The 11,871-nt window shown below is 71.0% G+C and carries 11 protein-coding genes; 7 read left to right on the top strand and 4 right to left on the bottom strand.

Translation table 11 applies throughout. The annotated features are described in order from the left end of the window. Nucleotides 1-12 precede the first annotated feature (12 nt). Nucleotides 13-897, bottom strand: coding sequence for a prolyl aminopeptidase (pip, locus tag AC1MIR_RS22790; protein ID WP_480030477.1), 885 nt, complete (start codon nucleotides 895-897; stop codon nucleotides 13-15). A gap of 149 nt (nucleotides 898-1,046) precedes the next feature. Here pip and AC1MIR_RS22785 point away from each other — a divergent pair, with 149 nt between their 5' ends. Next, nucleotides 1,047-1,802: a hypothetical protein gene (locus AC1MIR_RS22785; protein WP_480030476.1), complete on the top strand. Its 756-nt coding sequence runs from the start codon at nucleotides 1,047-1,049 to the stop codon at nucleotides 1,800-1,802. Nucleotides 1,803-1,831: 29 nt separating this feature from the next. Beyond that, complete coding sequence (locus AC1MIR_RS22780) at nucleotides 1,832-2,461, top strand: hypothetical protein (protein WP_480030475.1); 630 nt, start codon at nucleotides 1,832-1,834, stop codon at nucleotides 2,459-2,461. A gap of 24 nt (nucleotides 2,462-2,485) precedes the next feature. Here AC1MIR_RS22780 and AC1MIR_RS22775 read toward each other — a convergent pair whose 3' ends face one another. Together AC1MIR_RS22775 and ftrA are read right to left on the bottom strand one after the other, a co-directional pair. Then, the gene (locus AC1MIR_RS22775) at nucleotides 2,486-2,737 is read right to left on the bottom strand and encodes a DUF3297 family protein (protein WP_480030474.1); all 252 of its coding nucleotides are present in this window, start codon (nucleotides 2,735-2,737) and stop codon (nucleotides 2,486-2,488) included. After that, nucleotides 2,734-3,753 (bottom strand): transcriptional regulator FtrA, encoded by a 1,020-nt coding sequence (gene ftrA, locus AC1MIR_RS22770; RefSeq protein WP_480030473.1) that lies wholly within the window; start codon nucleotides 3,751-3,753, stop codon nucleotides 2,734-2,736. Before ftrA ends, AC1MIR_RS22775 begins: the two co-directional genes overlap by 4 nt. Before the next feature lie 92 nt (nucleotides 3,754-3,845). Between ftrA and AC1MIR_RS22765 the strand changes: the two genes are divergently transcribed. Then, the gene (locus AC1MIR_RS22765; RefSeq protein WP_480030472.1) at nucleotides 3,846-4,247 is read left to right on the top strand and encodes a rhodanese-like domain-containing protein; all 402 of its coding nucleotides are present in this window, start codon (nucleotides 3,846-3,848) and stop codon (nucleotides 4,245-4,247) included. Between the two features lie 3 nt (nucleotides 4,248-4,250). Here AC1MIR_RS22765 and AC1MIR_RS22760 read toward each other — a convergent pair whose 3' ends face one another. Next, the gene (locus AC1MIR_RS22760; RefSeq protein ID WP_480030471.1) at nucleotides 4,251-4,856 is read right to left on the bottom strand and encodes a GAF domain-containing protein; all 606 of its coding nucleotides are present in this window, start codon (nucleotides 4,854-4,856) and stop codon (nucleotides 4,251-4,253) included. A 387-nt stretch (nucleotides 4,857-5,243) separates the two neighbouring features. Here AC1MIR_RS22760 and AC1MIR_RS22755 point away from each other — a divergent pair, with 387 nt between their 5' ends. The 4 genes from AC1MIR_RS22755 to AC1MIR_RS22740 form a co-directional block, all read left to right on the top strand. Continuing rightward, a complete protein-coding gene (locus AC1MIR_RS22755; protein WP_480030470.1) occupies nucleotides 5,244-6,914 on the top strand; it encodes a calcium-binding protein in 1,671 nt (556 codons plus the stop codon). Nucleotides 6,915-7,086: 172 nt separating this feature from the next. Further along, complete coding sequence (locus AC1MIR_RS22750) at nucleotides 7,087-8,598, top strand: hypothetical protein (protein ID WP_480030469.1); 1,512 nt, start codon at nucleotides 7,087-7,089, stop codon at nucleotides 8,596-8,598. Then, nucleotides 8,598-10,760 (top strand): BadF/BadG/BcrA/BcrD ATPase family protein, encoded by a 2,163-nt coding sequence (locus AC1MIR_RS22745; protein WP_480030468.1) that lies wholly within the window; start codon nucleotides 8,598-8,600, stop codon nucleotides 10,758-10,760. Before AC1MIR_RS22750 ends, AC1MIR_RS22745 begins: the two co-directional genes overlap by 1 nt. 46 nt (nucleotides 10,761-10,806) lie before the next feature. Next, the coding region (locus tag AC1MIR_RS22740; protein WP_480030467.1) for an acyl-CoA dehydratase activase-related protein at nucleotides 10,807-11,871 on the top strand (1,065 nt) is incomplete at its 3' end.

Below are 11,871 nucleotides of genomic sequence, written 5' to 3'. Positions count from 1 at the left end.
GGCCCCCCGCGCCTACGCCCGGCCCCCGGCCCGCGGGCCCGCGGGGGCGGGGGCCCCGCCCGCGGCCAGGTCGAAGGCGGTGTCGGGCGGGCAGACCATGTCGTAGCGGCCCTGCACGATCTCCGCCGGGACATGGCCGATGCGCTCCATGCCGCCCAGCAGCCCCTCCGGCGGCAGGAACAGGTCGTTCGCAAAATAGTGCGCCTCGATCCGGGCGAGGCCGAGCGCGCTGCGGTCCTGCGCGAAGCTCGCCACCGTCTCCGGGCTCGGCAGCAGGGTGGAGCAGGAGCCTTCATAGAGGCTCCAGGCCCGCGCCGCCGGGCCATGCACCAGCGGATCGGGGTCGCAGAGGCGGCGCAGATAGGCGCCGAGCAGGTCGTTGCGCTCCGCCGCCGGGATGTGCTCCGCGAAGGCGGCCCAGGCATCGGGGAAGACGCGGCGCAGGCCGTAGAGGAACCACTCCACCTCGGTCTGACGGCCCAGGAAGACGCCGCGCAGCACGCAGCCGGCCACGCGCTCCGGGTGCGCCTGGGCATAGGCGAGCGCGAGGGTCGAGCCCCAGGAACCGCCGAAGAGCAACCATTTCTCGATGCCGAGGAAACGGCGCAGCACCTCGATGTCGGAGACCAGGTGCGGCGTGGAATTTTCCCGCAGTTCGCCCAGCGGGCGGGAGCGGCCGGCGCCGCGCTGGTCGAAGATCACGACGCGCCAATGGCCGGGATCGAAGAAGCGGCGATGGATCGCCCCGGCCCCGGCGCCGGGCCCGCCATGCAGGAACAGCACGGGCTGGCCGCGCGGGTTCCCCACCTGCTCCCAATACATGACATGCCCGCCCGAGAGCGGCAGCAGGCCGGTTTCATAGGGAGCGATGTCGGGAAAGAGGTCGCCGCGCGGCATGGCCCCGAGGTTTAGCGATGCCCCCCGCCGGTGGGCAAGGCGCGCTCGCGCCGCCGGGCTTCCCGATGCGCTTGCTTCATGCCCCTGCGCGGCAAGTTTGGCACGGTCCCCTCTTCGCCCCGAGCCGGAAGCTGCCTAGTTTGAGGGTGATGGCCGAGATCCCCTCGCCCGGCTCACGCTCCGCCCCGTCCGGCACGCTCCGTTGCGGCGTCTGCGGCACCGAGAGCCGGCAACCACCCTTCCGCCCCGCGCCGCCGGAGCAGCCGCCGGATCTCGACCTGCGGCCGGGCGAGCCGGTGCGCTCCACCATGGCGCGCTGGCTGCAGCAATGCCCCAATTGCGGCTACTGCGCCCCCGACATCAGCCGCGCCCATCCGGCCGCCGCCGAGGCGGTGCGCGCCGCCCCCTTCCGCGCCCTGCTGGCCGACACCTCCATCCCCCCGCTCGGCCGGCGCTTCCTGGCCTGGGCCCTGGTGCTGGAGGAGACCGGCGCGTTGCATGCCGCGGCGGAGGCCACGCTGCAGGCCGCCTGGGTGGCCGACGATCTCGGCCGGCCCGACCTCGCGCGCAGCTGGCGGCTGGACGCGGTGGCGCTCTGGCGCGGCGGCCCGCCGCTCGATCTCGAGCAGTCCGTGCGGGTGGTGGATGCGCTGCGCCGCGCCGAGGCCTGGGACGATGCGGCCAGCACCGCCGATGGCATCGCCAAGCAGTCCCCGCCCGAGGCGGTGGCGCAGGTGGTCATGCTGGAACAGCGCCTGATCGAGGCCGGCGATGCCGGCCGGCATACGGTGGCCAGCGCGCTGCCGCCCCCCTCCCGCCGGCCGCATGTCACGCACCAGAAGATCGCCCCGCGCGGCGAGGGGATCTGGGCGAAGCTGAAGCGGTTCTTCGGCGGGAAGGGGTAAGCCTAGCTTTCGAGAGAGGAAAGAGACTGATGACCGTCAATTGGTCGTCACGGATGACCGGCGTAACGAGCACAGATTATGAGGTCTCTGCTCTTCAGGGAGACTTCCGGCGTTATGCTCGCGTGTTGCTCGATGTCCTCGAGAAAGGATCGAGCGGAACTGACGAGTCGGATTTCGAGGCAGCCCTGTCGTATTTCGGTTTCAGTCACACGACAACGAGCCACGCTCAAGAAGCGTACGACGACGTATATGTCACGAGGTCTGTTGGACGCGACTTCCAGGGCATGAGCGCTCGCCCGGAGTGGGTACAAGTGGATGACCCGAGCTTGGCACGGCAGGTCGCCCGGCTCACCGACGATCTGCGCAAGCTCATTGCACTTTTGAAGGCCGATAACGGTCCTGAGCCGGCTGTCATGCCGAACGCCGAGAAGAAGCAGCTACTCGTTGTCCTCGAAGAGGCTCGGCTGGAGCTCTCCGAAGGATCTCACGCGAACAAAAGCGCTCTGCGCGGACTGGCCCTCTGGCTCGGAAAGTTGAGCCGCACGATCGGCGAGAAGTATCTCACCTCTCAACTAGGTGCTGCGATGGACGAGGTGGGAACCCGGATCTCGGATTTCGTGCGGAATTTGCCTGCTGGCAGTTTCAAGCTACCGTGGTGACTGAGATAACTGCGGCGGCTGGGCTCAACCCTCCGCCGGTTCGTCCTTGATGTAGGGCTCGACCTTGCCCTGCAGCTTGATCGTCAGCGGGTTGCCCTTGCGGTCCAGCGTCTTGCCGACGGCCACACGGATCCAGCCCTCGCTGATGCAGTATTCCTCGACATTGGTCTTCTCCGCCCCGTTGAAGCGGATGCCGATGCCGCGCTTGAGCAGCGCCTCGTCATGATGCGGGCTGCGCGGGTCGACGGAGAGGCGGTCGGGCAGGGTGTCGGTCATGGCGGGGCGCTGATACTCCGGGCCGCCGCCTGCGTCGATTCCACTCCCCACGCGCGCGGGGTCGTGCCAAGCCGGGCGCGGAAATGGTGGCGCAGCGTCGCCGCCGTGCCGAAGCCGACCGCGGCCGCCACGGCCTCCACCGTCAGGCGGCGCGTCTCCAGCAGGTCCTGCGCGCGGCGGAGGCGTTCGGCGATCAGCCAGTCGCCGGGGCTCATGCCCGTCGCCTCCCGGAAGCGGCGATGCAGGCCGCGCGGGCTGGTCGCGGCCTCCCGCGCGAGGCGGGCGACGCTCCAGGGCTCGTCGAGCCTCTGGCGCACCGCATCCAGCGCGGCGGCCAGCCTTGCGCCGCTGCCGCGCGCCGGCGGCACGGGCCGCGCCAGGCGCTGCGCCTGCGCGCCGTCGCGATGCGCCGGCACCACCAGGCGCTGCGCCACCAGGTTGGCGGCCGCGGCGCCGAAGTCGCGGCGCACCAGATGCAGCATCAGGTCGAGCCCGGCGGCGCTGCCCGCGGCAGTCAGCACGCTGCCCTCATCCACATAGAGCACGTCCGGCACGATGGTGACGCCGGGATAAAGGGCCGCGAGCGCGGCGTGGTAGCGCCAATGCGTGGTGGCCCGGCGGCCTTCCAGCAGCCCGGCGGCGGCGAGCACGAAGACGCCCGAGCACAGCGAGAGCAGCCGCGCGCCGCGCCCATGCGCCGCCCGCAGCGTGTCGCACAGGATGGGCGGCACCGGCGCCTCGACGCCGCGCCAGCCGGGGATGACGATGGTGCCGGCCCGGTCCAGCACCTCGAGCCCGCCATCGGCGGTGACGGTCAGCCCACCCGCCGCGCGCAGCGGGCCCGGCTCCAGCGCGGCCACGGCGTAGCGGTACCAGCCCGGCCCCATCTCCGGCCGCTGCAGCGCGAAGACCTCCGCGGCGCAGCCGAATTCGAAGGTGCAGAGCCCGTCATAGGCCAGCACCGCGACCAGGGCGTTGGCGGGAGGGTCTGGCAGGATCTTGCGCTTCCCTGGCATCGCCGTCCCTCACGCACTCCGTGCTCCGGCGCGTATCTGGCAGGAATTGCGGGGCTCGCGGAGTCCCGAGATGGTCACGGAGCGTCAAGATCATGCCAAGTCCCGTTACCGAGGTGGCGCCTGTCGCGCCGGCCGAGATGGCCGACCATGCGCTGCGGCGCCTGGCGCTGGAGACCGATTGCGCCGATGTCCATGCCGCGCTGTCGGCCGGCGCGGCGGATTTCGTGCTGCTGGACGTGCGCGGCCGGGCGGCCTTCGGCGCGGCGCATGTCCCCGGGGCCGTCTCGCTGCCGCATCGCGACATCACCGAGGCGCGGCTTGCGCGCTGGCCGGCGGAGACGCTGTTCGTGGTCTATTGCGCGGGGCCGCACTGCAACGGCGCCGATCGCGCGGCGCTGCGCCTCGCGGGACTCGGGCGGGCGGTGAAGACCATGCCGGGCGGCATCACCGGCTGGCGCGACGAGGGGCTGCCCTTGGCGAGCGGGCGTGATTGAAACTCAGACGCCTTCCATGGTCACGCGGTACGCGTCCGGCGGGTCGGCATTGGCCCGGAGCCACTCCGGCCCGCCCTGCGCCACCCAGCTTGCGGCCGCGAGTCGCGAGGCCAGCACCAGCGCCGCCAGGTCCTCCGCGCGGTAGGTCCAGCGCGCCTGCGCCGCGACCACGATCTGCCCGAGGAACTCGCCGCGCCACCACATCGGCGCATAGGCCGAGGAGCCCATGCGCGACGTCTTGAGATACTGGCGAAAGTTCCGGTCCTCGTCGGTGTTCGCCAGCAGCAGCGGCTGGCCGCTCCGCATCACGCGGCCGGGATGGCCGCCCTCGATCGGGATCATCAGCCGCGCCTGCTCGGGCGGGAAGCCGACATTGCCGACCAGCATGTGCCAGCCCCGATCCGGCGTGACGAGGAAGCAGCCGGAGACGCGGTAGTCGCGCTCGCCCGGCCTCAGCGCGCCCGGCCGCGCCGCCGCGCCATGGTCGCCGAGCGCCGCATGGCAGAAGGTCACGAGCGCGCGCATCGCCGCCTCCGGCCCCTCCGCCGCGCTTGCCGCCGCGCCGGCTTCCGCGAGGCCGGCGATCACCTGCTCGGCGAAGCCTGTCATGCCGCGAATCTCCCGCCCGGCCGCAGCGACGCTCCGCCGCGCGGCGGCACGGGTCAAGCCGGTTGCACGCGGCGCAACAGCGGCGGCGTGGAGTTCGGCGATGCCGCGGCACTCGCCGCGCTGATCGCCGGGCGCGACGCCGCGCTGCCGGCCGCAGGCGAGTAGCCAGGCCCGAACCCGCATCGCTGCATGGGCCGCCTGCGCCCATGCCGTTTCGTCGGCATCCTGGCCCTGCCTATCGTCCCGCCCATGCCGCGGCACCTGCCGCGGCGCGCGACGAACCGCCACCGAACCGCATCGCCCCCCGCAGCGGCATTGCCGCGGCCATGGGAGAGCCTTGCCCGCGGCCCGTCGCCCGCAACGCACAGACGATGGGAGAACGCAGCCATGCCCGAGCGCCATTTTCCGAAGCCGATCCGCGGGACGGAATACCCCGACACGCTGCTTGCCGATCTTGCCGCAGCCGATGCGCTCTGGCGCTCGGACCACTACCTGCTCCACGATGGCGGAACGCAGCACGACTACTGGTACTGGAACCGCCAGATCCATGCCCTCGGCGGCAGCGACCAGGTCCTGCGCGACCGCCCGGGCGACTATCACGACGGCCTCAACAACGACTTCCCCGACTCCTTCTACATCAGCCAGGGCAATGTGCTGGTCCATGGCGGCAGCGGCAGCGACGAGATCAGCTACGAGCTGTTCTGGAGCGCCATCGAGATCGACCTCGACATCAATGACGGCCAGGGCCATGGCTTCGCGGAGGCGCGCTCGATCAACGATGTCGGCACCTTCGGCGGCGACTACCTCAAGAGCTTCGAGCACGCGACCGGCACCGCCTACAGCGACAGGATCACGGGCAACGGCGGCGGCAACTTCCTCCGCGGCCTCGGCGGCAACGACGAGATCTTCGGCGAGGGCGGCAACGACACGATCCATGGCGGGCTCGGCGCCGACACGGTGGATGCCGGCACCGGCAACGACCAGGTCCAGGGCAATGACGGCCATGACAGCCTGCGCGGCGGCACCGGCAACGACAAGCTCTGGGGCGGCGACGGGAACGACAGTCTCCACGGCGACGCCGGCAACGACACGATCTGGAGCGGCGAGGGGCGCGACGAGCTCTACGGCGGCACCGGCAACGACCAGCTCTGGATCGAGGGTGCGCATGGCAGCGAGGCGCATGGCGAGGCCGGCAACGACATGCTGACCAGCGATGCCGGCAACCACTGGCTGTTCGGCGGCAGCGGCAACGACATGCTGTTCGGCAACGGCGGCGCCGACACCCTTCGCGGAGACGAGGGCAACGACACCATCAATGGCGGCGGCGGCACCGACACCGCGCTCTGGACCGGCGGCCAGGCGGTGGTGCTGACGCTGAACAACAGCGGCAACGGCACGGCCACGCAGGGCCTCTACACCGACGTCCTGGCCGGCATCGAGCGCGTGAACACCGCCGCCGGCCACGACCTGCTCAGCTTCGGCTCGCAGGCGAACCGCGCCGATGCCGGCGGCGGCAACGACACGATCGACGGCGGCGCCGGCAACGACACGCTGCTCGGCAACATCGGCGACGACTCGCTGATCGGCGGATCGGGCAGCGACAACCTGATCGGCGGCAGCGGCAAGGACCGGCTGTCCGGCGGCAGCCAGGACGACATCCTGAACGGCGGCGGCGACAACGACACCCTTGCCGGCGGCCAGGGTGCGGACACCATGACCGGCGGCGGCGGCAAGGACGGCTTCATCTGGACGACCGGCGACTGGGGAACGGACGTCATCACCGACTTCGCCATCGGCTGGGACTGGATCGGCTTCGACGGCTTCCTCGCCGACCCGGTACGGATGGGCGAGAGCCATGTCGGCAAGGTCTTCGCCTTCGCCGCGGAGGGGGGGAATTCGACCGTGCTGACGGCCGCGACCACCGGCGGCTGGCAGCCCTTCGTGATCCTGCGCGGCCATGACGACCCGAACCTGGTCTGGCAAGCGATCCAGGACGGCAGCCTGTTCAGCGCGACGCCGCTCAACGGTGGGGCGCCGGGCGGATTCGACCTCCTGTGACCGGCCCTCCCGCGCGGCTGCCGGCCGCGCGGGTCCGGCATCAACACAGTAACATCCCGCTGGCGTTGATCCCGAAATATTCGTATTGACTTACGTCAAGGCGCGGCCGGCCTTGCCTCTGCTCTCACTCTGCCGATGAGGGCTCCGGCCCATGCCGGATCGGGGGGAACGCATGGACGGCATCGCAGGCCGGCACTGGCGTCCGCCGCGGGCGCCGCGGCTGACAGCGGCGGAAGCGCGCCAGGCCGAGTTCCTGTTCGGCGGGCTGCATTGGCGCAGCGAGCGCCTGGCCGAGGCGGTCTTCGCCAATCTCGGCTACCGCGCCCGGGCCCTGCCGACGGCGACCCGCGCCGACCTGATGACCGGGCGCGAGCTGGCCGATATCGGGCAATGCTGCCCGACCTCCTTCACCACCGGCAACCTGGCCAACTTCCTGCGCGGCGAGGCGGCACATCACGGGGCGCAGGCGGTCCGCGACCGCTACGTCTTCCTCACCGTCGGCTCCTGCGGCGCCTGCCGGTTCGGCCAGTATCACCAGAGCTACGACCTGGCGCTGCGCAACCTCGGCCTCGAGCGGTTCCGCATGCTGCTGCTGGCGCAGGACCGGGTGGACCAGTCGGACGGCGCCGCGGATGCCTTCCAGCCGGAGCTGCCGCTGATCCTCGGGGCCGTCTGGGCCTGCTTCTGCGGCGACCTGATCCAGGCGATGGAGTATCGCACGCGGCCCTTCGAGCACGAGCCCGGCGCCACGGAACGCGCCGTGCGCGAGAGCGTGGACCTTCTCGCGGAGGCCTTCCGCAACCGCCCGAGGCGCGGCGAGAAGTGGGGCACGCTCGCCTGGCATCTCGCCACGCCCTATTTCACCGATGCGCTGCGCCAGGCGCGGCGCCGCTTCGACGCGGTTTCGGTGGACCGCCTGCGGGTGAAGCCCGTCGTCAAGATCACCGGCGAGTTCTACCTGCAGACCGTCGAGGGCGAGCCGAACTACAACATCCATCGCTGGCTCGAGGCCGAGGGGGCGGAGGTCTATCCGGCTTCCATCGCCGTCTGGCTCGACTACCTGATCCGCTTCGCCAGGCAGGAGGCGGAGGACCGCCGCGCGACGATCAGGCATGCCGGCCTGCGCATCGCGGCCGCTGCGGCGCTGCAGCGCGTGCTGCGATTCACCTATGACCGGCTGCGCCGCGCGCTGAACCACATCCCGCACGAGATGCCGCGGCAGGAGGAGCTGCGCGCGCTCGCCGCGCCCTATTTCCACCACCGCATGTCCGGCGGGGAGGGCGACATGCTGATCGGCAAGGCGATCTGGGCGCACAAGCACCGGCATGCGCACATGACCTGCGAGCTGTCGCCCTATGCCTGCATGCCGAACACGATGAGCGTCGGCGCGATGGCGCGCGTGCTCGGCGACCACCCGGACCTGCTCTATGCACCGATCGAGGTGAAGGGCGATGCCGAGGTTCACGCGCTCTCCCGCTGCCAGATGATCCTGACGGAAGCGAAGAAGCGCGCCGCGGCGGAGTTCGACCAGGCGCTGAAGGCGGCGGGCATGACGCTGGACCAGGCGCGGGAGCGGGCGGCGAACGATCCCGACCTCAACCGCGCGACCTGGAAGCTGCCGCATCGCGGGGCGGCGGGCACGGCGGCAAACGCCGTGCTGCACATGGCGGGGAAGCAGCTGTGATGCGCACGCTCGGCATCGATGTCGGCTCCACCACCGTCAAGGCGGTGCTGCGCGAGGGCGAGGCGGTGCTGCGGCGCGACTATCAGCGCCACGACACGCACCAGGCGGAGAAGGTGCTGGAGTTCCTGACCCGGATGGAGGCGGAGTGCGGCCTGCAGCCGGGCCGGGACCGGCTGTTCTTCACCGGCTCCGGCGCGGGGCTGATCGCGCCGCTGGTCGGCGGCCGCATCGTGCAGGAGGTCGTCGCCGTCGCCGCCGCGGTGGAGAGGCTGCATCCCGACGTCCACTTCGTCTCCGAGATCGGCGGCGAGGACATGAAGACGATCTTCCTCACCGCCTCCGAGGCGGGGAAGGGCAAGCAGATCTACATGCAGTCCGCCTGCTCCGGCGGCACCGGCACCTTCATCGAGAAGACCGCGCGCAAGCTGCGCATCCCGCCCGAGAAGCTCGCGCGCATGCCCTATGACGGACACACGCTGCACAAGATCAGCTCTAAATGCGGCATCTTCGCCGAGGCGGACGCCAATTCCCTGCTGAAGTCCGGCGTGCGGGTGGAGGAGATCGTCGCCAGCCTGTTCGAGGCGGTGGTCTACCAGAACCTGGCCACGCTCACGAAGGGCAACACGCCGATGCCGCGGGTGCTCCTGCTCGGCGGTCCCAACTGTTTCTTCCAGGGGCTGCAGCAGGCCTGGCGGCACCATCTCGGCCTGCTCTGGCAGGAGCGCGGCGTGGCGCTGCCGGAGGGCGCGACGCCCGAGACGCTGATCACCGTGCCGGAGGATGCGCTGTATTACGGCGCGCTCGGCTGCGTGGAGGTGGCGGGCACCGAGCCGCCGGACTCCGGGCGCTATGTCGGCGCCACGACGCTGCGCTGGTGGGTGGAGGAAGGCCAGCACGCGGCGAAGGCCAAGGAAGGCGGCACGCCGCTCGGCGGCGATCCCGCGGCACTCGCCGAGTTCCGCGCGCGCTACGGCGCAACCGCGGGGCCGCGGCCGGCCGGTGCGGCGGGGCATGCGGGCCCGGTGATCCTCGGCTGCGACTTCGGCAGCACCACGGCGAAGGCCGTCGCGCTCGCGCCCGACGGCAGGCTGCTGCACGCCGCCTACACGCCGTCGAAGGGCAACCCGATCGAGGATGCGCGCGCGCTGTTCCGCGACATCCGCGCGGCGGGGCTCACCGATATCGGCGCGCTGGCGCTCACCGGCTACGGCAAGGACCTGCTGCGCGACATCCTCGGCGCCGACGAGGCGGTGGTGGAGACCGTCGCCCATGCCCGCTCCGCCATCGAGATCTTCCCGGATGCGGAGGTGATCTGCGACGTCGGCGGCACCGACGTGAAGATCATGATGCTGCGCCAGGGCACCGTCTCCGATTTCCGGCTCAATTCGCAATGCTCCTCGGGCAACGGCGCCTTCCTGCAGGGCGTCGCGGAACGCTACGGCATCCGGCTGGCGGATTATGCGGAGAAGGCCTTCGCGGCGCGCGCCATGCCCGCCCTCGCGATGGGCTGCGGCGTGTTCCTGCAATCGGACATCGTCAACCAGCAGCGCAAGGGCTGGGCGGCGGAGGAGATCATGGCGGCCCTCGCCGCGGTGCTGCCGCTGAATGTCTGGGTCTATGCCGGGCAGCTCAACAATCTGCGCGCGGCGGGGCGACGCTTCGTGCTGCAGGGCGGCACGCATCGCAACCTGGCGGTGGTGAAGGCGCAGGTGGATTTCATCACCGCCCGCATCCCGGACGCCGAGATCCGCGTGCACCCCTATGCCGGCGAGGCCGGCGCGATGGGCGCGGCGCTCTCGGCGCTCGACGCCTGGTCGCCGGGCAAGGCCACGCGCTTCCGCGGCTTCGACGCGATCGAGGCGCTGACCTGGCGCACCACGACCAGCGAGGACACCGTCTGCCGCTGGTGCACGGTGAACTGCAAGCGCAGCTTCATCGATGTGGAACTGCCCGGCGCGCCGGGCCGCCCCTGGAGCAAGGTGCCGCTGGATCCCGGATGGCAGCGCATCATCGCCGCCAATTCCTGCCCGAAGGGGCTGGTGGAGGACGTCAACGAGATGCGCGTGGTGAAGGACGCGATGGAGGAGAATGCCGGTGTCTCGCCGAACATTGGTGCCCTGGTTCGCGAGGAAGCCTTCCGCGCCGTCCGCCTCGCCGGCTGAGGCGACGCCGGCGCAGCTTGAGGCGCGGGCGAAGCTGCGCATCGGCATGCCGCGCATCCTGAACGTCTGGTCCACGCATCGCTTCTGGCTGGGCTTCTTCGGCGCGCTCGGCCTGCCGGCGAACCGCCTCGTCTTCTCGAGCGACACCTCCGAGGAACAGTTCCGCGAATTCGGCCGCGGCCGCGGCACGGTGGATTGCTGCTGGCCGGTGAAATGCGCCTCCGCCCACTACGGCGAGCTGATGTTCGGCCAGCGGCGGAAGCTCGACGTGCTGTTCTCGCCGCTGATCTACAACATGCCCTCCGTGCTGGCCGGGCATGTGGTGGACAGCCTCGCCTGCCCGCGCGTCATGGCCGGGCCCGAGATGGTGCGCGCCGGCTTCACGCGGGAGAAGGACCTCTTCGCCGAGGCAGGTCTGCGCTACGTCGCGCCGCTGGTGACGCTGGCCGAGCCGGCGCTGGTGGCGGGCCAGCTCTTCAAGGCCTTCGACGGCATCCTGCCCGGGCTGACGCCGGCGGAGACGGAGGCCGCGGTCGCCGAGGGCTTCGCCGCGCTCGCCCGCTTCGACGCCGACATGCGCGGACGCAGCCGGCACGTCCTGGAACGCTGCGCGGCCGAGGACCGGCCCTGCGTCCTGGTGCTCGCGCGGCCCTACCACATGGACCCCGGCATCGGCCACGAGATCGAGAACGAGCTGCAGAATGCCGGCTATCCCGTGCTGTGGTCGCAATACCTGCCGCACGACGCGGACCTGACGGACTGGCTGTTCGGCGAGGAGGTGCGCGCGGGCCTCGTCGCCTCGGCCTTCGACATCGCCGATGTCTGGCCCTCTTCCTACAGCGCGAACACCAACGAGATCCTGTGGGGTGCCAAATTCGCCGCGCGCATGCCCTGGATCGCCGGCGTGATCCGCCTGGCCAGCTACGAATGCGGCATGGACCAGCCGACCTTCACGCCGGTGCAGGAGATCGTCGAGCATTCCGGCACGCTCTACTTCGCCTTCCAGGAGCTCGATTCCACCAAGCCGGCGGGCTCGGTGCGCATCCGCGTGGAGACCATCCTGCATTACCTCGGCCGCGCCTCGGCCGGGATCATCGCGCGCAAGCGCGCG

This window comes from Falsiroseomonas sp. RANM36, assembly GCF_056682175.1.
This window is presented reverse-complemented; position numbering and strand designations above follow the sequence as displayed.

Excerpts from the sequence above, each read along its gene's own strand:
- pip (WP_480030477.1), bottom strand. The coding sequence starts at position 897 with ATGCCGCGCGGCGACCTCTTTCCCGACATCGCTCCCTATGAAACCGGC.
- AC1MIR_RS22785 (WP_480030476.1), top strand. The coding sequence starts at position 1,047 with ATGGCCGAGATCCCCTCGCCCGGCTCACGCTCCGCCCCGTCCGGCACG.
- ftrA (WP_480030473.1), bottom strand. The coding sequence starts at position 3,753 with ATGCCAGGGAAGCGCAAGATCCTGCCAGACCCTCCCGCCAACGCCCTG.
- AC1MIR_RS22755 (WP_480030470.1), top strand. The coding sequence starts at position 5,244 with ATGCCCGAGCGCCATTTTCCGAAGCCGATCCGCGGGACGGAATACCCC.
- AC1MIR_RS22760 (WP_480030471.1), bottom strand. The coding sequence starts at position 4,856 with ATGACAGGCTTCGCCGAGCAGGTGATCGCCGGCCTCGCGGAAGCCGGC.
- AC1MIR_RS22780 (WP_480030475.1), top strand. The coding sequence starts at position 1,832 with ATGACCGTCAATTGGTCGTCACGGATGACCGGCGTAACGAGCACAGAT.
- AC1MIR_RS22775 (WP_480030474.1), bottom strand. The coding sequence starts at position 2,737 with ATGACCGACACCCTGCCCGACCGCCTCTCCGTCGACCCGCGCAGCCCG.
- AC1MIR_RS22765 (WP_480030472.1), top strand. The coding sequence starts at position 3,846 with ATGCCAAGTCCCGTTACCGAGGTGGCGCCTGTCGCGCCGGCCGAGATG.
- AC1MIR_RS22745 (WP_480030468.1), top strand. The coding sequence starts at position 8,598 with ATGCGCACGCTCGGCATCGATGTCGGCTCCACCACCGTCAAGGCGGTG.
- AC1MIR_RS22750 (WP_480030469.1), top strand. The coding sequence starts at position 7,087 with ATGGACGGCATCGCAGGCCGGCACTGGCGTCCGCCGCGGGCGCCGCGG.